Annotated in this window: 24 protein-coding genes; all 24 read right to left on the bottom strand. The window is 62.8% G+C overall.

Going from position 1 to position 24,011, the window contains the following annotated elements; all coding sequences use genetic code 11:
- Positions 1 to 86 precede the first annotated feature (86 nt).
- Entirely contained in the window at positions 87 to 806 is a 720-nt protein-coding gene (locus I6L33_RS11100) for an RNA polymerase sigma factor FliA (RefSeq protein WP_005298811.1), read from the bottom strand.
- Positions 799 to 1,674, bottom strand: a complete 876-nt coding sequence (locus I6L33_RS11095; protein WP_010634619.1) for a MinD/ParA family protein — start codon at positions 1,672 to 1,674, stop codon at positions 799 to 801. Before I6L33_RS11095 ends, I6L33_RS11100 begins: the two co-directional genes overlap by 8 nt.
- A 1-nt stretch (position 1,675) precedes the next feature.
- A complete protein-coding gene (gene flhF / locus I6L33_RS11090; RefSeq protein ID WP_005298808.1) occupies positions 1,676 to 3,088 on the bottom strand; it encodes a flagellar biosynthesis protein FlhF in 1,413 nt (470 codons plus the stop codon).
- A 16-nt stretch (positions 3,089 to 3,104) separates the two neighbouring features.
- Positions 3,105 to 5,207: a flagellar biosynthesis protein FlhA gene (gene flhA / locus I6L33_RS11085; protein ID WP_005298806.1), complete on the bottom strand. Its 2,103-nt coding sequence runs from the start codon at positions 5,205 to 5,207 to the stop codon at positions 3,105 to 3,107.
- Positions 5,208 to 5,314: 107 nt separating this feature from the next.
- On the bottom strand, positions 5,315 to 6,445 hold the full coding sequence (gene flhB / locus I6L33_RS11080) for a flagellar biosynthesis protein FlhB (RefSeq protein ID WP_017766597.1): 1,131 nt from the start codon (positions 6,443 to 6,445) through the stop codon (positions 5,315 to 5,317).
- 116 nt (positions 6,446 to 6,561) lie between these two features.
- Positions 6,562 to 7,353 (bottom strand): flagellar biosynthetic protein FliR, encoded by a 792-nt coding sequence (fliR, locus tag I6L33_RS11075; protein ID WP_124249745.1) that lies wholly within the window; start codon positions 7,351 to 7,353, stop codon positions 6,562 to 6,564.
- 49 nt (positions 7,354 to 7,402) lie between these two features.
- Positions 7,403 to 7,672 carry a flagellar biosynthesis protein FliQ gene (gene fliQ / locus I6L33_RS11070; RefSeq protein ID WP_005298799.1) on the bottom strand — a complete coding sequence of 90 codons (270 nt, stop codon included), beginning with the start codon at positions 7,670 to 7,672 and terminating at the stop codon, positions 7,403 to 7,405.
- 27 nt (positions 7,673 to 7,699) lie between these two features.
- On the bottom strand, positions 7,700 to 8,479 hold the full coding sequence (fliP, locus tag I6L33_RS11065; protein ID WP_010634623.1) for a flagellar type III secretion system pore protein FliP: 780 nt from the start codon (positions 8,477 to 8,479) through the stop codon (positions 7,700 to 7,702).
- Positions 8,466 to 8,849 carry a flagellar biosynthetic protein FliO gene (gene fliO / locus I6L33_RS11060; protein ID WP_017781141.1) on the bottom strand — a complete coding sequence of 128 codons (384 nt, stop codon included), beginning with the start codon at positions 8,847 to 8,849 and terminating at the stop codon, positions 8,466 to 8,468. Before fliO ends, fliP begins: the two co-directional genes overlap by 14 nt.
- Positions 8,850 to 8,961: 112 nt before the next feature.
- Positions 8,962 to 9,354 (bottom strand): flagellar motor switch protein FliN, encoded by a 393-nt coding sequence (fliN, locus tag I6L33_RS11055; RefSeq protein WP_005298791.1) that lies wholly within the window; start codon positions 9,352 to 9,354, stop codon positions 8,962 to 8,964.
- Positions 9,355 to 9,405: 51 nt separating this feature from the next.
- Positions 9,406 to 10,476, bottom strand: coding sequence for a flagellar motor switch protein FliM (fliM, locus tag I6L33_RS11050; protein ID WP_005298775.1), 1,071 nt, complete (start codon positions 10,474 to 10,476; stop codon positions 9,406 to 9,408).
- Positions 10,477 to 10,485: 9 nt separating this feature from the next.
- Positions 10,486 to 11,004 carry a flagellar basal body-associated protein FliL gene (gene fliL / locus I6L33_RS11045; RefSeq protein ID WP_005298773.1) on the bottom strand — a complete coding sequence of 173 codons (519 nt, stop codon included), beginning with the start codon at positions 11,002 to 11,004 and terminating at the stop codon, positions 10,486 to 10,488.
- 57 nt (positions 11,005 to 11,061) lie between these two features.
- Complete coding sequence (locus tag I6L33_RS11040; RefSeq protein ID WP_216974055.1) at positions 11,062 to 13,068, bottom strand: flagellar hook-length control protein FliK; 2,007 nt, start codon at positions 13,066 to 13,068, stop codon at positions 11,062 to 11,064.
- A gap of 91 nt (positions 13,069 to 13,159) precedes the next feature.
- On the bottom strand, positions 13,160 to 13,600 hold the full coding sequence (gene fliJ / locus I6L33_RS11035; RefSeq protein ID WP_005298769.1) for a flagellar export protein FliJ: 441 nt from the start codon (positions 13,598 to 13,600) through the stop codon (positions 13,160 to 13,162).
- Positions 13,601 to 13,626: 26 nt separating this feature from the next.
- Positions 13,627 to 14,958, bottom strand: a complete 1,332-nt coding sequence (gene fliI / locus I6L33_RS11030) for a flagellar protein export ATPase FliI (protein ID WP_005298767.1) — start codon at positions 14,956 to 14,958, stop codon at positions 13,627 to 13,629.
- A gap of 63 nt (positions 14,959 to 15,021) precedes the next feature.
- The gene (gene fliH / locus I6L33_RS11025; RefSeq protein WP_010634627.1) at positions 15,022 to 15,828 is read right to left on the bottom strand and encodes a flagellar assembly protein FliH; all 807 of its coding nucleotides are present in this window, start codon (positions 15,826 to 15,828) and stop codon (positions 15,022 to 15,024) included.
- A 64-nt stretch (positions 15,829 to 15,892) separates the two neighbouring features.
- Positions 15,893 to 16,954: a flagellar motor switch protein FliG gene (gene fliG, locus I6L33_RS11020; RefSeq protein WP_005298762.1), complete on the bottom strand. Its 1,062-nt coding sequence runs from the start codon at positions 16,952 to 16,954 to the stop codon at positions 15,893 to 15,895.
- Positions 16,947 to 18,659: a flagellar basal-body MS-ring/collar protein FliF gene (fliF, locus tag I6L33_RS11015; protein ID WP_005298761.1), complete on the bottom strand. Its 1,713-nt coding sequence runs from the start codon at positions 18,657 to 18,659 to the stop codon at positions 16,947 to 16,949. The genes fliG and fliF overlap by 8 nt, the downstream gene beginning before the upstream one ends.
- A gap of 55 nt (positions 18,660 to 18,714) precedes the next feature.
- Entirely contained in the window at positions 18,715 to 19,032 is a 318-nt protein-coding gene (gene fliE, locus I6L33_RS11010; protein WP_216974054.1) for a flagellar hook-basal body complex protein FliE, read from the bottom strand.
- A 118-nt stretch (positions 19,033 to 19,150) separates the two neighbouring features.
- Entirely contained in the window at positions 19,151 to 19,540 is a 390-nt protein-coding gene (locus tag I6L33_RS11005; protein WP_017778745.1) for a hypothetical protein, read from the bottom strand.
- Between the two features lie 148 nt (positions 19,541 to 19,688).
- Positions 19,689 to 20,465 (bottom strand): hypothetical protein, encoded by a 777-nt coding sequence (locus I6L33_RS11000; protein WP_005298756.1) that lies wholly within the window; start codon positions 20,463 to 20,465, stop codon positions 19,689 to 19,691.
- Positions 20,466 to 20,577: 112 nt separating this feature from the next.
- Complete coding sequence (arsC, locus tag I6L33_RS10995; protein WP_216974053.1) at positions 20,578 to 21,003, bottom strand: glutaredoxin-dependent arsenate reductase; 426 nt, start codon at positions 21,001 to 21,003, stop codon at positions 20,578 to 20,580.
- Positions 21,004 to 21,080: 77 nt separating this feature from the next.
- Positions 21,081 to 22,145: an ACR3 family arsenite efflux transporter gene (gene arsB / locus I6L33_RS10990; protein ID WP_216974052.1), complete on the bottom strand. Its 1,065-nt coding sequence runs from the start codon at positions 22,143 to 22,145 to the stop codon at positions 21,081 to 21,083.
- A gap of 101 nt (positions 22,146 to 22,246) precedes the next feature.
- Positions 22,247 to 24,010, bottom strand: coding sequence for an arsenical pump-driving ATPase (arsA, locus tag I6L33_RS10985; protein ID WP_216974051.1), 1,764 nt, complete (start codon positions 24,008 to 24,010; stop codon positions 22,247 to 22,249).
- Position 24,011 lies beyond the last annotated feature (1 nt).

The following is a 24,011-nucleotide window of genomic DNA, read 5'->3' as shown; positions in this document are numbered from 1 at the left end:
GCGGCTCACTTACATGATGCAGATCGCAGGTTTTGTTTTGCGGATTATGCCTTAGAGTTTTGTTTCAGTGTAGCCAGTACAAACACTTATACATGCCAATCTCTTAAACGCGCGCGTAATCTGTGCATCGCCTGACTATGTATCTGGCTCACGCGAGACTCGCTGACGTTCAATACCTCGCCTATTTCACGCAAGTTCAGTTCTTCATCGTAGTAAAGGGAGAGCACCAGCGCTTCCCGTTCCGGCAGGCGGGCAATGTGTTCGGCCAGCGCCCCCTGGAAACGTTCGGCCGCCAGTTCATCAAAGCCGTTGCTGCCCGGCTCGTCATCGGGGTGACCGATGACATCCTCGCTGACACCAAGATCCTCGATGCCGATGATCTTGCCGCAGGACACATCCTGCAGCATGGTGTGATACTCGGCGAGGCTGACCCCCATCTGGGCGGCCACTTCGGTATCACGAGCATCACGACCGTGGGTTTGTTCAACATTTTCGATGGCTTCGGCTATGGTGCGGCTGTTGCGGTGCACCGAGCGCGGCACCCAGTCACCGCGCCGGATCTCGTCCAGCATGGAGCCGCGGATGCGGATCCCGGCGTAGGTTTCAAAACTGGCCCCCTTGCTGCCATCAAAGTTGCGGGAGGCTTCGAGCAGCCCAATCATACCTGCCTGGATCAGGTCATCCAGCAAGACACTACTTGGCAGGCGAGCCAACAAATGCTGGGCGATCCGCTTCACCAGCGGAGCATGGCGCTCGACCAGCACGTAGGAATCCTGATGACGCAAGTACGCTTGGGCTTTATTCACGGGAACCTTCCTGTGCTATGACCGGCTTTTGCAGCAAATTTTCCAGGAAAAATTCGAGATGACCGCCGGGTTGGTTAGGAATGGGCCAGCTTGCCGCCTTGTTGGCCAGCGCTCTGAATGCCAGTGCGGCCGGAGACTTGGGGAAGGCTTCGACAATCAGCTTCTGCTTGCGCACGGCAGCCCGCAGATTGGTGTCATAAGGCACGCAGGCAACCAGCTCCAGTGAGGTATCCAGGAAGCGGTCGGTCACCCGGGTCAGCTTGGCGTAGAGCTCCTGCCCTTCGCGCAAGGAGCGCACCATGTTGGCCACCACCTTGAAGCGAAACACCCCGTGCTCCTTGGAGAGGATCTTGATGAGCGCGTAGGCATCCGTGATGGAGGTCGGTTCATCGCAGACCACCACCATGATGTCCTGGGCAGCGCGGGTGAAACTCAGCACCATGTCAGAGATGCCTGCCGCGGTATCCACCAGCAGGATGTCGACCTGGGTCTTCATCTCGCTGAAGGCGCGGATAAGCTCGGCGTGTTGCACCGGCGAGAGCTCGACCATGGACTGGGTGCCCGAGGTCGCCGGCACTATCATCATGCCGTAAGGGCCTTCGACTATGATGTCGTCGATGGTGCATTCGCCCGCCAATACATGGGAGAGGTTGCGATGCACCCGCAGCCCCAGCATGACGTCCACGTTGGCGAGGCCAAGGTCGGCGTCCAGCACCATCACCCGTTTGCCTTGTGCGGCCATGGCTCCCGCCACGTTCAGGGTTACGTTGGTCTTGCCTACGCCCCCCTTGCCACCAGACACGGCGATCACTTTTACTCGATTGTTTTGACGCATTTTGCGCAGACCACTCGCCTGATCCATATACATGTTACTCATAAAACTCCGAATCTTCGGCCTCGCCAAAGCCTGTGCCCCAGAAATAGGGTTCTTCTGTTTCCCGCTCCAGCGAGCCCATGGCAGCTCCGACGAGCTGCGCCGCATTGGCGACCTGAATATCTTCCGGAACCCTTTGTCCATCAGTGATATAGCTGATGGGCAACGCATTCTGGATACACACGTTAATCACTTCGCCCAGATTCAGACTCTCATCCAATTTGGTAAGTATGCAGCCGCTCAATGGAATACGCCGGAAATGGTCCACCGCCTCCTGCATCACCCGACGCTGGGAAGTGGCCGACATCACCAGGTAGCTGCGGATGCGCACCTTGGCATTCTTGACCAGGGTATCGAGCTGCTCGGTCAGCCGGATATCCCGCTGCCCGACCCCCGCCGTGTCGATCAGCACCAGCCGGCGGTGGCGGAACTGATAGAGGGCGTTGGCCAGCTCTTCGGCATCACGCACCTGGCGGACCGGGCAGCCCATGATGCGACCATAGGTCTGCAGCTGTTCATGGGCCCCGATCCGGTAGTTGTCGGTGGTGATGAGGGCCACCTGCTCGGCACCGTACTTCATGGCAAACCGCGCCGCCAGTTTGGCGATGGTGGTGGTCTTGCCCACCCCGGTCGGCCCGAGCAGAGCAACCGCTCCGCCCTGGCGCAGAATCTCGTCTTCGCTGATCTTGAGCTGGGCCGTCAGCACCTCGGCCAGCTGGGCCATGGCCTGATGGATCGGCATATCCTCGGGGATCATGCCGGCCAGCTGATCGGCGAAGGCATCGTCGAAGCCCATCTTCTTGAGCTCCTTGATGAGCAGGGCACGCATCGGCTCGCGGCGCTCCACCTCCTGCCACATCAGGCCGGAGATCTGGTGCTCCAGCAGCTTGCGGATGCTGGCCATCTCCTTGCGCATCCCTTCCATCTCCTGATCCCGCTGAGGGGATTGGGGAGCACGGCCGGGCGCGGCAGCCCTCGCCTTCGGCTTGGCCGGTTCGGGAGCATTTCCCCACTGTCCCTGTTCGGCCAGGGTGCGGGGAGCACCGCTGGCGGCGGCAGGCGCAGCGCCGTTGAGCCCTTGGCCGGCCGGGTTCAGTTTTTGCTGGCGGGCCAGCAGGGCGGCCAGAGTATCGGCATAGTGTTCATTCTGCTCTTTGGCCGGGCTCGGCGCGGAGCGCGTCATCTGCCGGCCGGCAGACGAGATATTGACGCTCTCATCGTTCAACTGACGGCGAACCGGCGCGTCCTTGGGTCCCGGCACCTGGGACTGATAATCGACAGCAGCGACTATCTCCACCCCACCGGTGACCTTCTTGTTGGACATGATGACGGCATCGGGCCCGAGAGTCTCCTTGACCTCGGCCAGAGCCGTTCGCATGTCCTTGGCAAAAAACCGCTTAATCTTCACCCGTCATCTCCGCTAACTAGTTCTGTCCTACCGCACTGACGATGCGGATTTGCTTGTCATCAGGCACTTCCTGATAAGACAGAACGCGCAATCCAGGAATGGCATTCTTGACAAATTTCGCCAGGGTATTGCGCAGTATCCCTGATGTCAGAAGCACGGCCGGCTGGCCTTCCAGTTCTTGTCGTTGTGTGGCTTCCACCAGAGAGCGCTGCATCCGCTCCGCCAGTCCCGGCTCGATGCCGGCGCCATCACCACCCCCTGCCTGCAGGGATTGATGCAATATACGTTCCAATTCAGGCGCCAAGGTGATCACCGGCAGTTCGGGATCCGGTCCGGCAATCTCCTGCACGATCAGACGCCGCAGGGCGATACGGCAGGCGGCCGTCAGCACTTCCGGATCCTGGCTGCGCGGGGCATATTCCACCAGGGTCTGCAGGATAGTGCGCATATCGCGGATTGGCACGCCTTCATTGAGCAAATTCTGCAATACCTTCACCAGGTTACCCATGGAGATGACCTCAGGAACCAGCCCTTCCACCAGCTTGTTCTGATGCTTCCCTATCATGTCGAGCAGTTGCTGCACTTCATCATGACCCAGCAGCAGAGCGGCATGGTTGGAGAGGATCTGGCTGAGGTGGGTGGCCACCACGGTCGCGGTATCCACCACGGTATAGCCCAGGGTCTGCGCCTGGGAGACCTGCTCCTTGGCAACCCAAACCGCCTCCAGCCCGAAGGCGGGGTCCCGGGTGGCAATCCCCTGGATCTGGCCGAACACCTGACCCGGATTGATGGCCATTTCCTTATCATGGTAAACATTGGCCTCGCCGGTACTGACCCCCATCAAGGTGATGCGATACTGGTTCGGGGCGAGATCCAGGTTGTCACGAATATGCACCGCAGGCACCAGAAAACCCAGCTCCTGGGAGAGCTTCTTGCGCACCCCCTTGATCCGGTTGAGCAGCTCGCCGCCCTGATTGCGGTCCACCAGCGGGATGAGCTGATAACCCACCTCCAGTCCGATGATGTCCACCGGCATCACGTCGTCCCAGCTCAAATCTTTCTGCTCGTGGGGCTGCTCCGCGTTCGCCGGCATCAGCTCGCCCTTGGCGGCCTTGGCGGCCAGCTGTTTCTCGCGGCGCAGCAGCCACCAGGCACCGGCGGCGGCGACGCCACCCAGGCTCAGAAACGCCAGATGGGGCATGCCGGGCACGCTACCCATCATCAGCAGGATACCGGCCGAGATGATGAGGGCTCTGGGGTTGTCGAACAGTTGACCCAGCACTGCGGTACCCATGTCCTGATCGGTATTCTGACGGGTGACGATGATGGCGGCAGCGATGGAGAGCAGCAGCGACGGGATCTGGGCGACCAGACCATCACCTATCGCCAGCAGGGTGTAGATCTGGGCCGCTTCGCCGAAGCTCAGCTGGTGTTGCACCATGCCGATGATGAAACCGCCCAGGATGTTGATGAAGAGGATCATGATGCCCGCCACCGCATCCCCTTTCACGAATTTCGAGGCACCGTCCATGGAGCCGTAGAAGTCGGCTTCCTGGGTAACGTCCTGACGACGCTTCTTGGCCTCTTCCTGATTGATGAGGCCGGCGTTCAGATCCGCGTCGATGGCCATCTGTTTGCCGGGCATGGCATCCAGGGTGAAGCGTGCGCTCACCTCGGAGATCCGGCCTGCACCCTTGGTGACTACCACGAAGTTGATAATCATCAGGATCATGAAGACGATGATGCCGACCGTGTAGTTGCCGCCGATCACCACGTTGCCGAAGGCTTCGATCACGTGGCCGGCCGCCGCACTGCCGTTGTGGCCTTCCAGCAGCACCACCCGGGTGGAGGCGACGTTGAGGGCAAGACGCAGCAGGGTTGCGATCAGCAACACGGTCGGAAAGGCGGCAAATTCCAGCGGCCGGCGGGTGTAGACCGCCACCAGCAGCACCACGATGGAGAGGGCGATGTTGAAGGAGAAGAGGATATCCAGCATCAGCGGCGGGATGGGCAACACCACCATGCCAAGGGAGGCCAGTACCAGCAGCGGCGTCCCCACGCCCTTGGTCAACAGCCACTTGTACTCTTTGATACGGCCCAATGATGCCTGGAGTTTCATCGTTTTTCTCAATCTCAAACCGCTGATGCCAGATTAAAGCAAACATCAAGCCAATAATGCAACGCATTGAAATGCAATGCTTTTATTTTGACTGTGTCAGAAGTTTGTCATTTGCGAAATTCAGGCGGGATGGGCAGATCCTTGGCCAGCGGATTGGGGCGACGACCACGGCCACGGCGGAACTTCCTAAGCTGATAGACATAGGCCAGCACCTGGGCCACGGCGGCAAACAGCCCCTCCGGGATCTCGTGGCCTATCTCGGTAGCATGGTAGATGGCGCGGGTCAGCGCCGGAGAGGGCATCACAGGGATCTCGTACTCCCGGGCTATCTCCCTGATCTTCATTGCGATTTCATCGGTACCCTTGGCTACCACCTTGGGCGCGCTACCGGGCTTGGCGGAATCGTACTTGAGCGCCACCGAGTAGTGGGTCGGGTTGGTGATCACCACGTCCGCCTTGGGCACGTCCCCCATCATGCGGCGCATTGCCATCTCCATCTGCAGGCGACGGATCCGCCCTTTCACCTCGGGTTTGCCCTCGCTGTCCTTGAACTCGTCCTTGACCTCCTGCTTGGTCATCTTGAGCTGGCGCATGTGGTTCCACTGCTGGAACGGCACGTCGATGGCGACGATGGGAATGAGGGCGCAGCAGAGGATGATCAGCATCCACAGCAGCAGATCCAGCGCGTCTATTATGCCGCCCGGGTAGCCCTCGAGGGAGAGGTTGAGCAGGTGGTTGAACTGGCTGGAGAGCATCCACCAGGCGAACAGGGTGATGAACACCACCTTGGCGATGGACTTGATCAGCTCGACCAGGGACTGCACCCCGAACATCCGCTTGATGCCGTTGAGGGGGCTCAGTTTGCTCCACTTGGGCAGCATGGCCTCGGAGGAGAAGTTCATCCCCCCCATCAGCACGTTACCGACGAAGGCCGCAATGGCCACCAGCATGAACAACAGACCAAGAGGCTGCAGCAGTTCGCGCAGCAGGGCCGGCAGCATGGTCATCATGGCGTTGGGATCGAACGCCTGCTCCCTGTCCAGGGTAAAGCCCATGGTGAGCACTTTGACCATGGCGCCGGCCAGGCTCTCCTTGACCATCAGCAGGCCGAATACGGCCGCCAGCAGGACGCTGGCGGTTCCCAGCTCCTTGGATCGTGCAATCTGCCCTTTTTCCCGGGCTTGTTGCAGTCGTTTGCCCGTGGGTTGTTCGGTACGTTCCTGATCGGTATCAGCCATGCTGACCCCCGTACAGGTTGAGTGGGCAAACCGGAACGCGCGCCCGCTCGCCGCCGTTCAGCAGAGCGAATGCAAGGAGCGCGGCCTGCGGCGGGTAACGGCGCCTCGCAGCCATCTTACTGGCCCCCCAGACACTGGGTGCCGATGAGGGTGCAACTGGTCTCCTGCACCCGCTCCCACATGCTGTCGAAGTGACCGAGGAAGCCACCTATGGTGAGCCAGAGGATCAGCAGGCCCGACATCATGCTGACCGCAAAACCGATGCTGAAGATATTGAGCTGGGGGGCGGCGCGGGTCATGACGCCGAAGGCAAAGTTGATGAGCAGCAGGGCGACGATGGCGGAGAGCGCCATCACCAGCGAGGCCTGATACATGACCCCGAGAAAACCGATCAGGTCACGAATGGAGGGCAGGCTGAGGCCGCTGTCCGACACCGGCAGGGTCTCGAAGCTCAACACCACCATGCGCAGCATGATGAGGTGACCATCCACCGCCAGAAACACCAGGGTCGCCAGCATCAGATAGAACTGACCCACCACAGGGGCCGACTGGCCGTTCATGGGATCCACCAGAGTAGCGAACCCCAGGCTGGTCTGCATGGCGATGATCTGGCCGGCCATCACGAAGCTTTCCATCAGAAACTGGGTCATGAGGCCGAGGGCGATGCCGATGAGCAGCTGCTGCCCCAGCACCAGAAAACTGCCGACGGAGAAGAGCTCAATCCCGGGCATGGCGGGCAGGAGAGGGGCGATCATCAGGGTCAGCGCCAGCGCCAGGCTGATGCGAATGCGGGCCGGGGTCAGCCGGCTGCCGAACACTGCCATCACCATCAGCAGCCCGCTCACTCGCGCCAGCGGCCAGACGATGGAAGACAACCACTCCATGATGAGAGCGGTTGTATAGGTCATGCTGGCACCTTGCCGACCTGCAGCAGCGGCAGGCGCACGGCCTGGCTACTCATCCCACCACCTCGGGAATTTGACTCACCATCAGCATGAAGAAGTCCATCAGACTCTGCAGGCCCCAGTGCGCCCCCGCCCCCAGCGCAAACAGGGTGACGATGAGACGGGGCAGAAAGCTCAGGGTCTGTTCGTTGATGGAGGTGGCGGCCTGGAAGATGGCCACCAGCAGACCGACGCAGAGGCTCGGCAGGATCACGGCACACACCATGATGGTGACCAGCCAGAGCGCCTCGCGAAACACGTCGATAAAGGTTTCAGGACTCATGCCATTCGCTCCTTGCGTCGTTCGCCCTTAACCACCGGCGCCCAGCCCGAAGCTGTTGGCCAGGGATCCCAGAATGAGGTTCCAGCCATCTACCATGACGAACAGCATCAGCTTGAACGGCAGAGAGACCAGCATGGGCGACAGCATCATCATCCCCATCGCCATCAGGATACTGGCCACCACCAGGTCTATCACCAGAAAGGGCAAAAACAGCATGAAGCCTATCTGGAAGGCGGTCTTGAGCTCGCTGGTGACAAACGCCGGGATCAGCACCCGCAGCGGCACGTCGGCGGGCTTGTCCACCTGCACGTTCGCTATCTCCATGAAGGTGTTGAGATCCTTGATCCGGGTCTGGGCCAGCATGAACTGGTGGATGGGCAGTTCGGCCCGCTCCAGCGCCTCCTTGGCCTGGATGGTCTCCGCCAGATAGGGTTGCAGCGCCTCGTTGTTGATGCGATCCAGCACCGGCGACATGATGAAGAACGACATAAAGAGGGCGATGCCGATCAACACCTGGTTGGAGGGGCTCTGCTGCAGGCCGATGGCCTGGCGCAGGATGCCGAGCACTATGATGATGCGAGTGAAGGAGGTCATCATGATGACCATGGCCGGCAGGAAGGAGAGCGCCGTCATCAGCGCCAGCACCTGCAGGGTCAGGCTGTATTCCTGGCTGCCGTCCGCCATGGTCTTGATGGTGACCGCCGACATGCCGTCCTGGGCCAGCGCCAGCGGCGAGCAGAGGATCAGGAGGGATAACAGGCCGACCAGCAGCCCACCGTGCGGCCGTGAGCCGTTAGCTTTTTTCATGCTTGCCCATCAATTTGCCAAGCTGCTGGGAAAATGCCTGGGGCTGGCTCTCGTCCAGCGGCTCTTCCAGGCGATAGAGAAAGTTGACCTGCTGCGGCGTCACCCCGAGCAGCAGTTGCTGCTCGCCCACCTTGACCACCAGCAGCTTCTCCTTGTAGCCCACCGGCAGGCTGGCGATGACGCGCATCTGGCCGCCGCCCATGGCGGTGGCAATCTTGCTTTTCTTGAGCAGGAAGCCGAGCACCAGAATGAGGCCAATCACCATCAGACTGGAGAGCAACCAGGAGGTGAGGCTGGGCGGATTGGCGCCCGCACCGGGTTCAGCCAGTGCGGGGAAGGACAACAGCAGCAACGGGGAGACGCGGATCATTTGAGTTTCTTGATCCTTTCAATCTGGCTGATGACGTCGGCCAACACAGAAGGGATACCGAACTTCTTGGTCAGCATCCGGGCCCCCTCAAACGGTGACACTATGAGTCTGGTCATTTGAGCTTCTTGATCCTTTCGATTTGGCTGATGACGTCGGTCAACCGGATACCAAACTTGTCGTTCACCACCACCACCTCGCCGTGGGCGATCAGGGTGCCGTTGACCAGCACGTCGAGCGGCTCGCCCGCCACCCGATCCAGCTCCACCACCGAGCCCTGGTTGAGCTGCAGCAGGTTGCGGATGCTGATCTGGCTGCGGCCCACCTCCATGGCGATGGTGACCGGGATATCCAGAATGGTATCCAGCTTGCGCCGCTCCTCGGCACTGATGGGGGCATCGTCCTTGAGCTCCTCGAGAGGAGCGGGCTTGGCTTCGGCAGTCACCTGCTCTTCCAGCGCGGCAGCCCAGGCGTCCGCCATCAGATCCTCTTCCTCAGTTCCGCTCATCTTGAATTCCTTATGCTGTTTTCGTGACGGCCTGCCCAGGCAGGCCGTCGTTTATTGCTGTTGGTCTCCGATGCTGCGCTCGAGCTCTTCCAGCTCGGCCTCGCCATCGATGCGTACGCCGCCCCGGGTCACCAGATGCATCTCTGTCTTGACCCCTTCCGGGCGTTTGAGTTTGTCGGTGATCTTGAGCGCCACATTGTCCTTGGTGCGGCCCATCTTGGCGTGGAAGGTGGGCAAGTCCTCCACGAACACCAGCAGGTTCTCCGGCATCTCCACCGGGATGATGTCGCCAGGCTGCAGCTCCATCAGCTCGCGCAGGGTGAGCTCGGTCTCCAGCAACTTGGCCCGCAGCTCCACCTTGACGTCCATGATCTCGTCGCGCAGCGCCTTGCTCCAGCGCACGTCGGTGTCGCCCTTGTCGCTCTGCACGCCGGCATCCAGCAGCTCGCGGATCGGCTCCAGCATGGAGTAGGGCATGGCCACGTGGAAGTCACCACCGCCACCATCCAGCTCGATGTGGAACGAGCTCACCACGATCACCTCGGTGGGGCTGACGATGTTGGCCATGGCCGGGTTCACCTCGGAGTCGAGGTACTCGAAGCCCACGTCCATCACCGGCGCCCAGGCATCCTTGTAGTCCTCGAACACCAGCTTGAGCAGCATCTGGATGATGCGTCGCTCGGTGGGGGTGAACTCGCGCCCCTCGATCTTGGCGTGGTAGCGGCCGTCACCACCGAAGAAGTTCTCCACCAGGATGAAGACCAGCCGCGCCTCCATGGTGATGAGCGCCGTCCCCTTGAGGGGGCGGAAACGTACCATGTTGAGACTGGTCGGCACGAACAGGGTGTGGACGTATTCGCCGAATTTCAGCATCTGCACGCCGTTGATGGAGACCTCGGCGGTGCGGCGCATCATGTTGAACAGGCTGATCCGCATGTGGCGGGCGAAACGCTCGTTCACCAGCTCCAGGGTCGGCATGCGACCACGGACGATGCGGTCCTGGGAGGAGAAGTCAAACTGGGCGACACCGGGATCCCCCGCCGCGCCTATCTCCTCCTCTTCGACATCATCGACCCCGTGCAAGAGGGCATCAATTTCGTCCTGACTTAACAGATCGCTCACGCTTCACCCTTATTGCATGACAAAGCCGGTAAACAGCACTTGTTCGATAACGGGGGAAGAGACCAGGTCATTGAGCACCCGACGGCACTCTTCCAGTGAATCCTTGCGCAGCTTCTCCTTGCCCTCGAAGGTCATCAGCTGCTCGCTGGTGGCCGCACTGAAGACCCGCAGCAGGGTGCCTTCGATGAGGGGGATATTCTGCTTGGCCAGCGTCTCGTCGGCGGTACCGCGTACCATCAGCTGGATCTTGATCTGCACCAGCCGGTCGCGCTGACCGCCGGAGACGTTGAACACGAAGGGGCGCGGCATGCCCACGTAGAGCGAGGGCTGAGGCGCCGCCTCCTTGGGCTTGGCATCCTTGCCCTCCCCCGCGGCTTCCGCCGCCGGCTTGTCACCGCCGGCCAGCATGAACCAGGCACCGGCGCCACCGCCGCCCAGCACAATCACGGCCAGGGCGATAATCATGATCAGCTTCTTTTTCTTGCCTGCCGCCGGATCTTTCAGCGTCAGTTCGTTATCGTCTGCCATCCCTTGTCCACCCTAGTCTCAAACTTGTTCGATATCATAAACTTACTCGGGCTGGCATCAAGCATAGAAATCAATTCCGCGGTCGTTTGTCGATTCCCTCGACAAACTCATGCCGGCGCCCATGACCTCTGCCTCAGTTTGGCCTGTTTCGGCAAAAGATCCGCTGCCTTTTTGTCCCTGCTGGCCCTGACCGGAGAAGCCAGACTGCCCCTGTGACTGTTGTTGCGGCTGTTGCTGCACCTGGGTCTGGCCAAGCTGGATGCCCTGCCCTGCCAGCATATCACGCAGCCGGGGCATGGCCTGCTCCAGCATTTCCCGGGTCTGGCCATGCTGGACCACGAAGTGCACGTTGGCCTGGTTGGAGGAGTCTATCTGGATCTGGATCTTCATCTTGCCAAGCCCGAGCGGGTCGAGCTGGATCTCCGCCTGCTGCAGCTTGTCCGCCAGCATCAGGTTCACCTTCTGGTGCAGCTGGGCCGGCGCCTCCGGGTCGGCCAGCTTGAGGTGGGGCAGATTGGCGGGATCCCGCCGCGCGGCCAGTTCGGCGGTGGCAGGCCGGTTGTCATGGCCAACCGCCTGGGGCTGGCTATTCTGTTGTACCTGCTGGCTGTGGCTGCTCTCCGGGGTGGCGGTCGTCTCACTGCTGCCCTGGCTGGTGCCGCGAGCCAGCTCTGCCGCCTTCTGTTTCAGGTCAACCTTGACCTCGCTTCTGCCTCTGGCGCTGTCGCTGCGCTCGGTGGCTTCCATCTGCTTGAGTCCGGCCGACAGGCTGGCCAGGGAGGCTTGCGGGCCCTGAGGCTCACTGCTGGCCAGCACCTGCTGCGGCGCCACCAGCACGGGCTCGCTCGGGGTGGCGGCCGGCGCCGGCGTGCTGCCGGCTGTAGGCGCAGGCTGGCTCTCCGTCTTGGCCGCCGTCGCGGGTTTGGACTGGCCATCCCCCTCGGCAACGCTCTGCGGCGGCGCCTTTTCAGAGGTCAGGTTCGCCTCGCCATCGGCCCGGCTCATCCCCTCGGCAAACGCCCTGGCGGCTCCCGGCTGTGCGGCCACTGTGCTGTGGGTGGTCTGCAGCGGGGAAGGCTTGGCAGGCTCATCCTTGCCGGCCATAGGCGGCACCACAGGCTTGGCCCCCTTGTCGGCGCCCTCCACCTGGATTTGGACGTTCTCCTTATCCTGCCCGCTTACCGCGGCAGCGGCTGGCACCTTGCTCTGCAAGGCCGCCCGCTCGGCGGCGGAGAGCTCGCTTTTGCTCCCCTTGGTATCTTTACCATTTTTATCGGCATGCTGGTCGGCATTGGCGCCACCGGCGCCGCTCTCCTTGCCACTGCCCTCTTTCCCGGCTTCCTGCAACTGAGCCGCCAGGGCGGTGTCATCCGTCACGACGGCATCCGGCTGCGCGGCTTTCGCATCAACCGGTGCACTGGTTTCGCCCGTGAGCAAGCTGGCAGCCTGACGGGCCAGCGCGGCGGCAGCGGTCGTCGTTCCCTGCTTGTCACCGCTGCCGGCGAGCGGCTGGGTGAGGGTGGCCGATGTCTCGGCCGACGCAGCCTGCGCGTCATCCGGCGGCAACATCTTGCCGTCCGTCTCGACCACGGGTGTGCTGGCGACCAGAGTGATGGCCGCCGGGGCGACCAGGGAGGTGTCCTGTTTGAGGGCATCCTGCAGACGCTGCAGGAAGTCGTTGGGGGTGAGGGCGGGGTCGGGATCGCTCCCCTTCTGTGGCTTGTCGTCGGCACCGGCGGCCTCTTCGACTTCATTCGCCAAAGATTTGGCAGCCTCGCCCTTGGCGTTCTGCAGCGGCTTGTCGCTCTCCACGGCACCGGCACGCTCCGGCACGGTGCCGGGCCGCGACGCGGCCTTGCCATCAGCGTTGGCAACATGGCCATCGGCTTTGGCATTGCCCTTGCCAGCCTGCTGTACCCGGTTCATCACCTCGGAAAAGCCGCCCTTGCCGTCGCTCTGCAGGGCTCCTTCGCTACCATCCTGACTCGCCGTCAGCACCGCACTCTTGTCGGCAGCGGCGGCTGTCGGTGCGGCGGAAGAATTGGTTAACAGTGTCTGCATCATGGTGAAGATTCCTGACGGCATTCGGCTTCGGGTTTCTCCTCAGTTCCCCGCAGGGAGTGAGGCGCACACGGGATGGCAAGAAGAAAGCAAGTTACAGGCCAGAATGGTGGAAACGGCGCAGCGTGGCGTACTCATCCAGCATCTTCTGCTCCTGGCGCTGGGCTTTAAGCTGCTCGCGCCCCGCCTGCTTGGCCAGCAGCAGCTCCACCGCCTTGCGCCGCTGCTGGGCGGCCAGCCACTCTTCACGGCGCAGCTCCAGTGCCTGGCGTACCTGCAGCACCCCTTCGTACTGCTGGGTCGCCGCCTGCTCGAGCTTGTTGATGAAGGCGTGATACTGGCTGTTCTGCTGGGCACCAATCCCCTGCAGACCGCGGTCGGTCCACTGCTGGTGGTAGATCTGGCGGTACTGGTTGAGCGCATCCTGCTGCTCCAGGAAGATTTTCAGATCCTGCTGGGCCTTGGCCAGCGCCAGCGCGGCCTGCTGCTCGGCCTCCACCAGCCGCTCCGACAACATCATCAAGCCTTTACTCATGGTCACGCCTCCCCTTCATCTTCTCGTCAACGCATCAGCGGCATGGCCACCAGCTGCAGGGCCTGCAGGCCGGCATCGTAATGAATGACCTCGCGCATCCCCTGCTGCAAGAACTGATCCAGATAGGGTTTCTGGATGATGGCACGGTCGATGCGGGGGTCGGAGCCCTGGCTGTAGGCACCGATGGTGATGAGATCCCGGTTCTGCTGGTAGAGGGAGTAGAACTGCTTGAGGGTGCGCGCCAGCTCCATGTGCTCCGGCGAGGTCACCATGGGCATGACCCGGCTGATGGACTTCTCGATGTCGATGGCCGGGTAGTGGCCGGAGTCGGCCAGCTCGCGCGACAGCACTATGTGGCCGTCGAGGATGGCCCGCGCCGCGTCGGCGATGGGATCCTGCAGATCGTCCCCCTCCGTCAGCACGGTGAAAAACGCCGTGATGGAGCCCTGGCCGTCACTGCCGTTGCCGGCCCGCTCCACCAGCGCCGGCAATTTGGCGAACACCGAGGGAGGATAGCCCTTGGTGGCCGGCGGCTCGCCCACCGCCAGGGCGATCTCGCGCTGGGCCTGGGCGTAACGGGTGAGCGAATCCATCAGCAGCAGCACGTTGAGCCCCTGATCGCGGAAGTACTCGGCGATGGCCAGCGCCGTTTCACACCCCTTGAGCCGCATCAGCGGCGAGGCATCGGCCGGCGCCGCCACCACCACGGCGCGCTCGCGCCCCTCCTCCCCCAGGATCTCCTCGATGAACTCCTTCACCTCGCGGCCCCGTTCGCCGATGAGCCCCACTACCACCACGTCGGCCACCGAGCCGCGGGTCATCATGCCGAGCAGCACGGATTTGCCGACGCCGGAGCCAGCAAACAGCCCCATCCGCTGGCCCTGCCCCACGGTCAGCACGGCGTTGATGGCGCGCACCCCCACGTCCATCGGTTGATGGATCGGGCGGCGAGAGAGCGGATTGATGCGGTGCTGGGCAAACTGCACCGTCTGGGAAGAGAGGATGGGACCGAGCCCGTCCAGCGGCTGGCCGATGCCGTCGATGACCCGGCCCAGCAGGTTCATGCCGACCGGAATGCCGTGCTCCTCGGTGATGGGCACCACCCGGGCGCCGGGAATGACCCCCTTGAGCTGTTCGCTCGGCATCAGAAACAGGCGATCGCCGGAGAAGCCGACCACTTCGGCCTCAAGCGATCCATCCTGGGTATCGATGCGACAGAGTGCCCCGATGGCGGCACGACAGCCGATGGCCTCCAGGGTCAAGCCCACCACCCGGGTGAGCTTGCCGGCCACCGGGGGTTTGGGGGCGATATCGCGTACCCGATACCCCTGCAACCGATTGAGTAACGAGCCGCTCATCCGGCCTCCTGAAAGCTGGTGTTGAATGCGTTGAAAAATAGGCAGGGCAAGCAGGCAGGGCCGCTAGCCGCGGCCATCCTGGCCGGCATTGTCACGCAGAAAGTTGCGCAGCAGCTGGTCGATGCGCCCGGAGAGGGTCAGGTCGATGCTGGAGAGTTCGGTGGCCAGCTGCAGATCGCCGGGGGAGAGGGTGGGATCGCTTTGCAGTCGCCAGTGACGCTTGGCGCACTCCTCGGCGCCAAATGCCTGCTCGACCCGGGCCAGATCGTCCGGGTGCAGCATCAGGGTGACCCCCAACTCGGCGGCGGGCAGCAGCGCCAGCCCCTGCTTGAGCGCTTCGAGCAGCAACCTGGGCGAGGTCTCGGCTTCATGACGGATGAGGGCGCGGGCCAGTTGCATCACCAGCGCGATGAGCTGCTGCTCCACCGCGCTGTCCAGCTCCTTGAGCGGGTTGGCGAGGCGATCGATCAGTTCCTGCCAGTGGCTCATCTGCTGCTCCACCAGCTCGCGGCCGAGGGCCAGCCCCTCCTCCTTGCCCTGCTCCAGTCCGGCGGCATGGCCCTGCTGCAACCCTTCCAGCTTGCCCTCCTCGAGCCCCTTGGCGTAACCGGCTTCACGCCCCTCGGCCATCCCCTCTTCCCAGGCGGCCTGGCGAATGGCTTCCAGCTCCTCGGCGGTGATGCTGGGGGCCGGCTCCTCGGCCGGCTCTTCGACCGGCACCTCTTCCTCCTGCCGATACCAGTCCGGGGTCAATCCGAGGGCATTGGTCTCGACCTCGGCCTCGACTTCCATCTCAGGCCAGCCCCAGGTCTGAACCTGGCTCTCGTCCCCGTCGGGTCTGACATAGCCGCGCAGTTTGTTGTTGTTCATCTGGCTGCCGCACTCCTCGTCATCACGCTGCCGGGAGTGCTATGCACGTCGAAGCGAGCGTTCATCAGAGGAACTCCTCGCCGCCACCGGCACCCAGCATGATCTCGCCGGCATCCGCCAGACGGCGGGCGATGGAGAGGATCTCCTTCTGGGCGGCTTCCACTTCGGAGACCCGGATCGGCCCCATGGCCTCCAGATCGTCTGCCAGCATCTCGGCGGCCCGCTTGGACATGTTCTTGAAAATCTTTTCGCGCATCTGATCGTCGGAGCCCTTGAGGGCCCGCTGCAGCAGATCGCCAGGCACTTCCCGCAGCATGGTCTGGATGCCGCGATCGTCCACGTCGATGAGGTTCTCGAACACGAACATCAAGTCCTGGATCTGCTGGCTCATCTCCTCGTCCGACTCGCGGATGGAGTCCATCAGCTGACCCTCGATGTTGGTGTCGAGGTAGTTCATGATGTTGGCCGCCGCCTTCAGGCCGCCCATCTTGGCTGCCTGGGCACCCGCCGCACCGGCGAACTGTTTCTCCATGATGTCGTTGAGCTCTTGCAGCGCCGCCGGTTGCACCTCTTCCAGGTTGGCGATGCGCATCACCAGATCCAGGCGCACCTGCTCCGGGAACTGGCTCAGGATCTCGGCCGACTGCTCCGGCTCCAGATAAGAGAGGACGATGGTCTGGATCTGCGGGTGTTCGTTCTGGATGATGCTGGCCACCTGGCGGGCATCCATCCACTTGAGGGAGTCGAGGCCGCGAGCACCGGAACCCAGGATGATCTGATCCACCAGGTTGCTGGCCTTGTCTTCGCCAAGGGCGGCCACCAAGGCCTTGCGCACGAAGTCTTCGCTGCCGATACCGATGTTGGTGTACTTCTGGATGTCGTCGATGAATTGACGGTGGACCGCCGCCACCCGGTCGTGACTGAAATCCGACATGGAGGCCATCGACATGCCGAGCCGCTGCACCTGCTTGGGCTCGAGATGGCGGAAGATCTGGGCGGCGTCCTCTTCGTTGAGGCTCAGCATCAATACCGCCGCCATCTCCATGCCGCTCATCTGATCCAGGATCTGGCGCTGACTGTCGGTGATGTCATTGCCGGTGACCTGTGTCTTGTTTTCGTCAGCCATCTTTGTTCGCTACCCATTCTTTAATGACCTGTGCGGCCAGATCCGGTTCGTTCGCCACCAGGGCACGTACCGCCTTGAGCAAGTCTTCGTCACGGTGCAGATCCGGCAGTTTCAGATGGCCGTCACGTACCCCGAACACCGGCTCGGCTTCGGCCTGAGCCGCCAGCAGACTGAGCTCGTCATCCCCACCCAGCACGGTGTGGTTGTCGAAATCCAGTTCCCCTTCCGGCTTGGCATCCGGATAGAGCAGGCGCTTGAGCATGGGGCGCACCACGGTGACGATCAGCACTATGATGACCAGCACGGAGGCAGCGATGCGCACCGCGCGCCAGAACCAGGGCTGCTCGTAGAGCGGCGCCTCGGCCACGTTTTCGAGCTCGGGCCGGTTGAACGGGATGGCGACCACCTCCAGAGTATCACCACGGGTCACATCAAAGCCAAGGCCGCCGCTCAGCAGACGACGCAGGGTATCGAGTTCGGCCTGGGTGCGCGGCTCGCGGCTCACCTTGCCATCGGCGGCAGTGGCCGACTTGTAGTCCACCGCTACCGAGACGGTCATGCGGCGAATACCACCCATCTGGCGCCGGATATGGCTGACGGTGGTATCCAGTTCGAAGTTGCGGGTCGCCTCCTTGCGGGAGCGGCCGGAAGAGGACGCGGTGGTTTCGGCGTTGGGGCCGGTCGCCTGCTGCGGAATGTTGGAGGCGGCGGGCGGCTGGTTGGAGAGCGCCCCGGGCACGCCACCGTTGCTGCCGTTGGCGCTGTTCTCTTCCATGGTCATTTCGGAGCGCACCGCCGGCAGGTCCGGGTTGTAGGTCTTGCGGGTCTGCTCCTGCTGGGAGAAGTCGAGGGAGAGGTCGACCTCCGCCGTATAATTGTCGGCGCCGAGCACCGGGATCAGGATGGCGTCAATTTTTTGTTTGTATTCCAGCTCCTGCTTCTGCTGCATCGCAAACTCCTTGCGAGTCTGGGCAGAGACGGGATCCTGGGAGCCGGAGTTGAGCAGGCGGCCGTTCTGGTCGGTCACGGTGACGCGGGTCGGCTCCAGACCGTGCACGGCAGAGGCCACCATGTCGACGATGGAGTCCACTTCCCCCTGACCGAGGGCATTGCCCTTGAGGCTCAGCACCACGGTGGCGCTGGGCTTGCGTTCGTTGCGGGCAAACACGTTGTCTTTCGGGATGGCCAGCAGTACCTGGGCCTTGGCCACGTTCTGGAACTGCTCGATGGCGCTGGCCAGCTGGCGCTCGCGGCTCAGCTTGAGCCGTTCGCTCTCCATCCGCTGGCTGACCCCGAAGCTGGAGTCCTTGAGCAGGATGTCTTCCCCGTCGGTGCTGGCGTCAGTGGCGTTGGCCAGACCGGCACGGGTCAGCGCCAGCCGGATGTTGGAGAAGTTTTCGGCATTGACCAGCACGCTCTTGCCATCCACCTGATAGGGGATCTTCTGCTGATCGAGGAAGTCGAGGGTCTTGACCAGCTCCTGGGTGGTGTAGGTGCCAAGGGGACGCATGTCCGGCTCCTTGCCCCACAACAGGATGAAAACGGCGATGGCCAGACAGATGGCCAGCCCCAGGATCAGGGTGATCTGGCGCAGCACGTCCGTGTTGGAGAGGAAGCCGAGTGCCGAACTCTTCTGCTCATTCTCATCGAGGGCGGCGGTGCCCTCATCGTTCATCAGCAGTTCGCCGTTTTGATCAGTAGCCACGATTTATGTCCTTATTGCTGACATGTTCATGATGCTCAGTCGCCATGGGCCTGAGTTACACCGGCATGTTCATGATGGTCTTGTAGGCATCGACCATCTTGTTGCGCACCTGCACCGTCGCCTCGAAGGCGATGGAGGATTTTTGTCCGGCGATCATCACTTCGTACAGGTCGACCGAGTTGTCGCCCATGTCGAAACGGGTGCGCAGATCGTTGGCGGCCCCTTGCAGCTCGTTGACGTTGCCCAGGGCCTGCTGCAGCAGTTGACCAAAATCGGAGCTGACCTGACGGCCAGGCTGGGTGAGCGGCGTGGCGCCGGCTTCCACCTTGAGGGCCTGCATCTCTTGCATCAGGCTGCTTGCACTGATTTCCATATTTCATCCCCAGACAAATCATTGACACTGACAGGCTCCAAGCAATAAGAGTGCCAATTAGGGAGAAGAGTCCTCGAAACAGGGGTTGGGATGCTCGCCGAGATGATGAGCCGGCCCCTCAGGGGCGCGGCACGGCCCCCTCCCCCAGCAGCAGCCTCAGATAGCTCAGGTGGAGATCGTAGTGCTCCCCGGCGGGCAGCTTGACCAGCACCTCGTCATGGAGGTAGCCCGCGCGGCTCGCCGCCAGCTCGGGGGGAACCAGTCCTACCGCCACCAGCCTGGCGACGATGGCTTGCGCCAGGGCCATGGTCGCCTCGTCGGCACGCCCCCAGCCGAAGTGGCCCTGGTATGCCACCCCCTCGGCGCCGGGCTCAAGGGGGGAGACCAGATCCCCGCTGACCCAGAAGGCCGTGGGGATCCCCTCCTGCAGGCGCAGATAGATGCTCTGCTTGTCCCACTCCCGACGCAGGGCTCCATCCGCCCCGTCCTGTGCTGATGCTTGTGTCATGCCACTCTCCTTGTCTTGCTGACGAACCTGGCTGCGCCCATGAAAAAGAGGGCCGAAGGCCCTCTTTTTACTGTAATTCGCACCAATTAAACAGACGGCAATCCGCGCCGTGTGAAGAAAAACTGGCGGTTGCTCACCCTCTGCTCAATCAGCGGGTCAGATCCTTGTCCACCCAGTACTTGGAGCCCGAGATATTGGCGTCCAGCAGCAGCCCCTTCTCGCCGATCTGGTAGATGGCCATGCCGCCGTTGTATTTGGCGGTCAACTCGGCGCTCTCCTTGCCCGCCACGGCACCCACCTCGGAGGTGGCCTCCCAGCCCTGGCTGACGAAGGCATCGAACCTGGCCTTGTCCTCAAACAGGATCACCTGCTGATAGAACTTGCCGCCCAGCCCGGCCGCCAGCCCGGCGCCGAACATCTTCATGTAGGTATGCTTGCCGGTGGAACGGTTGACGGCCACCCCGGCCCCTTGGTTGGTGTGGAGCATCAGGGAGAACTTGCGCGAGTCGAACACCGCATAGCCGTATGCCTTGTCAAACAACAGCTTGGCCGAGGGCTGTTCGTTGAACAGCCGCACCAGGGCGGTGTCGGCCATGGTATTGAGGGCAAGGCGCGCCTCGTCCGCCGTCTTGGGCTCCAGCATCTCGTCGAGCTTCTTGTCGGCCACCGCCAGCCACTCCTTGCCGGTGGCCACGCTCTTGTCGGTCCAGGCGCCAGCGGTATTGAACGCCTCCGAGCCCCACTGGGAGACCGAGGCCCAGGTCGCCTTGGAGAAGTCGGTGACGCTCTGCCACGCCTCCTTGCTGGTGTCGCTCACCGCGTTGCCAAGCTCGGTCGCGGCCGCCTTCACCTTGGCCCAGTCGGCCAGGCCAGGGGCCGAGGTCAGCGCCAGTGCCGTGGCTATCACCAGGAATCGAATCTTCATGCTGTTTCCCCCGCTGTGATGAGTCGAGGGTCACAGTAGCAGATCCGGCGCCCACCCGGTAAGTGCATCTGCACCGTCCGGGTCAGCCGGTGACGCTCGACCCCGCTCCCTGTCAACGCAGCCGCTTGCCGTGCTCGTCCACCACCTGCTCGCCATCTTCCTTGGCGAAGGCCCCTTTTTGCTGATCGGGCAATATATCGAGCACCAACTCCGAGGGGCGGCACAGTCTGGTGCCGAGGGGGGTGACCACTATGGGGCGGTTGATCAGGATCGGGTGGGCCAGCATGGCGTCGATCAGAGCGTCATCGCTGAAGCGATCTTCTGCCAGCCCCAGCGCCTCATAGGGAGGCACGTTCTTGCGCAGCAGCTCGCGCACCGGCATCCCCATGGCGGCGATCAGGGCCACCAGCTGGTCGCGGGAGGGGGGCGTCTCCAGATAGTGGATGACGGTCGGCTCGACACCGCTGTTGCGAATAAGCTCGAGGGTGTTGCGGGAGGTGCCGCACTCTGGATTGTGATAGATGGTGATTGCACTCATTGGCATGTCTCTCATGGCTTAAGTGAATAAAAAAATTGGATATAAAGGGTTAGCGGCCATCTGTTAACGGCCATCTGTTAACGGCTTAGTCCCGCTTCGTACCAGGGTTTGCTGGCGTTGACGATGCGCACCACCAGCAGCATGACCGGCACCTCGATCAGCACCCCGACCACGGTGGCGAGCGCCGCGCCGGAGTGGAAGCCGAACAGGCTGATGGCGGCGGCCACCGCCAGCTCGAAGAAGTTGGAGGCGCCGATCAGAGCGGAGGGGCAGGCCACCGAGTGCTTCTCCCCCACCTTGCGGTTGAGCCAGTAAGCGAACCCCGAGTTGAACAGCACCTGGATCAGGATCGGCACCGCCAACAGGGCGATGACCAGCGGCTGCTCGATAATCGCGTTGCCCTGGAAGGCGAACAGCAGCACCAGAGTGAGCAACAGGGCCGCCACCGACCAGGGCTGGATGCGGGTCATGACGCCGTCAAAATGGGCCTCTCCCTTTTTCAGCAAAGCCTTGCGCAGCAGCTGGGCGATGATGACGGGAATGACGATATAGAGCACCACAGAAGTGAGCAAGGTATCCCAGGGCACCACTATGCTGGAGACCCCGAGCAGCAGCGCCACCAGCGGGGCGAAGGCAAACACCATGATGAGGTCGTTCACCGCCACCTGGGAGAGAGTGAAGTAGGGATCGCCGTTGGTGAGGCGACTCCAGACAAACACCATGGCGGTGCAGGGGGCGGCCGCCAGCAGGATCAGCCCCGCCACATAGCTGTCGAGCTGATCCGCCGGCAGCCAGTCGGCAAACAGCACCCGGATGAAGAGCCAGCCGAGGAAGGCCATGGAGAAGGGCTTGACCAGCCAGTTGATGAAGAGGGTGACCCCAATCCCCTTGAGGTGCCCCTTCACCTGATGCAGGGCACCGAAGTCGATCTTGAGCAGCATGGGGATGATCATCACCCAGATAAGCAGTCCCACCGGCAGGTTGACCTTGGCCACCTCCATGGCGCCGATGGCCTTGAAGAGTTCAGGCAAGCCCTGGCCTAGCCCAATTCCCACCAGAATGCAGAGGGCCACCCAGGCGGTGAGGTAACGTTCAAAAAAGCCGATGGCAGGCACTGCCTTGGCATCACAGGTTGCAGACATGAGGGCTCCCGATGCGGTCATCCCGCATCTCTTTCGTTAACGACAAATGTTCATCAGCCCCGACCACGCGGCCGGGGCCCTTGTTCAGTGATGCTGACTGTTCAGTGGTGCTGGCAGAGGCGGCGCAGGGCATCCGCCCCCACCGGCTCCTCGGCAAGCAGCGGCACCACGGCGTAGCGGCTGGCATGCTGCCGCTCGACCGCCTCGACATGGGGCAACTGACGCTCGGCCCGCAGTTGCAGCAGCGGCGAGCTGACCGCGGCTTGCTGCAGACTGTGGTTGATGAGCCAGGCCCAGGGCTCGATGCCGGCACGGCGCAGATCGGCCTGCAGATTGGCCGCCTCCTGCACCGGGGTGGGCTCGGGCAGGGTGACGATCAGCACCTTGGTCTGCTTGGGGTCCTGCAACTGCATCATGGGGGTGGTGAAGTGCAGCCCCTTGTTTCCCATCTGGCGGGCGATCTCCCTGTGGTAGGCGCCGGTGGCATCGAGCAGCAGCAGGGTGTGGCCGGTGGGGGCGGTATCCATCACTACGAAGCGCTTGCCCGCCTCGCGGATGATCCGCGAGAAGGCCTGAAACACGGCGATCTCCTCGGTACAGGGGGAGCGCAAGTCCTCCTCCAGCAGCGCCCGCCCCTGCTCGTCCAGTGCCGCCCCCTTGCTGGCCAGCACCTGGGCGCGGTAGCGCTCGGTCTCGGCACGGGGGTCGATGCGGCTCACCTCGAGATGGGGCAGGCTGCCTGCCAGCGTCTCGCCGAGATGCGCGGCCGGATCCGAGGTGGTGAGGTGCACCGGCAGGCCACGGCTGGCCAGCTCCACCGCCACGGCCGCCGCCAGGGTGGTCTTGCCCACCCCGCCCTTGCCCATCAGCATGATGAGGCCGTGACCGTCGGCGGCCAGCTCGTCCACCAGCGAACTCAACTCGGGCTGGACTGGCAGATGGGCTGACGTTGCCAGCGATGCCTGCTCACCAGCATCCTGTGGTTGCAGCAGCTGGCGCAAACTGTCGAGCCCCACCAGGTTGGTGGCCAGCAGCGGCACCTGATCCCGGGCCAGCCCCTTTATTCCCTGCGGCATGTCGGCGAGGGCCTGCTGCTCACGCCGCCAGATGACCTGCGCCAGCGTGTCACCGGCAATAGCGTCCTCGGGGAAGAGGCCATTGATCACCAGCTGCTGGTTCGCCAGGCCGATGGCCGCCAGTTCCTCGTGGGTGCGGGCCACTTCCCGCAGGGTGGAGTGCTGGGCGCGCGCCACCAGCACCAGCCGGGTGCGAGCGCCGTCGGCCAGCGCCGCGACGGCCTCGACATACTGGCTGCGCTGTTTCTCCAGCCCCGCCAGCGGGCCGAGGCAGGAGGCTTCCCCCTTGCCTTGCGCCAGAAATTCGCTCCAGGCCCCCGGCAGCTGCAACAGGCGGATGGTGTGGCCGGTGGGGGCAGTATCGAAGAGGATATGGTCGTACTCCGAGCGCAGCGCCGGGTCGGTCAGCAGGGCGGTGAACTCGTCAAAGGCGGCGATCTCTGTGGTGCAGGCGCCGGAGAGCTGCTCCTCGATGCTGCGCACCACGCGCTCGGGCAACTTGCCGCGCACCGGGCCGACAATCCGCTCCCGATAGGCTTTGGCCGCCGCGGGGGGATCTATCTCCAGCGCCGACAAACCGGGCACAGCGGCGATGGCGGTAATGCGATTGCCGATGTCGGTGGCAAACACCTGCCCCACGTTGGAGGCGGGATCCGTGCTCACCAGCAGCACCCGCTTGCCGGCGTCACAGAGGGCCACCGCACTGGCACAGGCCAGCGAGGTCTTGCCCACCCCGCCCTTGCCGGTGAAAAAGAGAAACGGCGGCGGATTGGTCAGAAAGTGATACATA

The sequence above is a fragment of the Aeromonas sp. FDAARGOS 1403 genome (assembly GCF_019047325.1).
Lineage (GTDB): Bacteria > Pseudomonadota > Gammaproteobacteria > Enterobacterales > Aeromonadaceae > Aeromonas > Aeromonas dhakensis.
Note: the sequence above shows the minus strand (reverse complement) of the source record. Positions and strands in the feature narration are given on the sequence as shown.

Coding starts and splice junctions, on each gene's coding strand:
- I6L33_RS11095 (WP_010634619.1), bottom strand. CDS start 1,674: ATGTATATGGATCAGGCGAGTGGTCTGCGCAAAATGCGTCAAAACAAT.
- flhA (WP_005298806.1), bottom strand. CDS start 5,207: ATGAAACTCCAGGCATCATTGGGCCGTATCAAAGAGTACAAGTGGCTG.
- flhB (WP_017766597.1), bottom strand. CDS start 6,445: ATGGCTGATACCGATCAGGAACGTACCGAACAACCCACGGGCAAACGA.
- fliR (WP_124249745.1), bottom strand. CDS start 7,353: ATGACCTATACAACCGCTCTCATCATGGAGTGGTTGTCTTCCATCGTC.
- fliQ (WP_005298799.1), bottom strand. CDS start 7,672: ATGAGTCCTGAAACCTTTATCGACGTGTTTCGCGAGGCGCTCTGGCTG.
- fliP (WP_010634623.1), bottom strand. CDS start 8,479: ATGAAAAAAGCTAACGGCTCACGGCCGCACGGTGGGCTGCTGGTCGGC.
- fliO (WP_017781141.1), bottom strand. CDS start 8,849: ATGATCCGCGTCTCCCCGTTGCTGCTGTTGTCCTTCCCCGCACTGGCT.
- fliN (WP_005298791.1), bottom strand. CDS start 9,354: ATGAGCGGAACTGAGGAAGAGGATCTGATGGCGGACGCCTGGGCTGCC.
- fliL (WP_005298773.1), bottom strand. CDS start 11,004: ATGGCAGACGATAACGAACTGACGCTGAAAGATCCGGCGGCAGGCAAG.
- I6L33_RS11040 (WP_216974055.1), bottom strand. CDS start 13,068: ATGATGCAGACACTGTTAACCAATTCTTCCGCCGCACCGACAGCCGCC.
- fliJ (WP_005298769.1), bottom strand. CDS start 13,600: ATGAGTAAAGGCTTGATGATGTTGTCGGAGCGGCTGGTGGAGGCCGAG.
- fliI (WP_005298767.1), bottom strand. CDS start 14,958: ATGAGCGGCTCGTTACTCAATCGGTTGCAGGGGTATCGGGTACGCGAT.
- fliH (WP_010634627.1), bottom strand. CDS start 15,828: ATGAACAACAACAAACTGCGCGGCTATGTCAGACCCGACGGGGACGAG.
- fliG (WP_005298762.1), bottom strand. CDS start 16,954: ATGGCTGACGAAAACAAGACACAGGTCACCGGCAATGACATCACCGAC.
- fliE (WP_216974054.1), bottom strand. CDS start 19,032: ATGGAAATCAGTGCAAGCAGCCTGATGCAAGAGATGCAGGCCCTCAAG.
- I6L33_RS11005 (WP_017778745.1), bottom strand. CDS start 19,540: ATGACACAAGCATCAGCACAGGACGGGGCGGATGGAGCCCTGCGTCGG.
- I6L33_RS11000 (WP_005298756.1), bottom strand. CDS start 20,465: ATGAAGATTCGATTCCTGGTGATAGCCACGGCACTGGCGCTGACCTCG.
- arsC (WP_216974053.1), bottom strand. CDS start 21,003: ATGAGTGCAATCACCATCTATCACAATCCAGAGTGCGGCACCTCCCGC.
- arsB (WP_216974052.1), bottom strand. CDS start 22,145: ATGTCTGCAACCTGTGATGCCAAGGCAGTGCCTGCCATCGGCTTTTTT.
- arsA (WP_216974051.1), bottom strand. CDS start 24,010: ATGTATCACTTTCTGACCAATCCGCCGCCGTTTCTCTTTTTCACCGGC.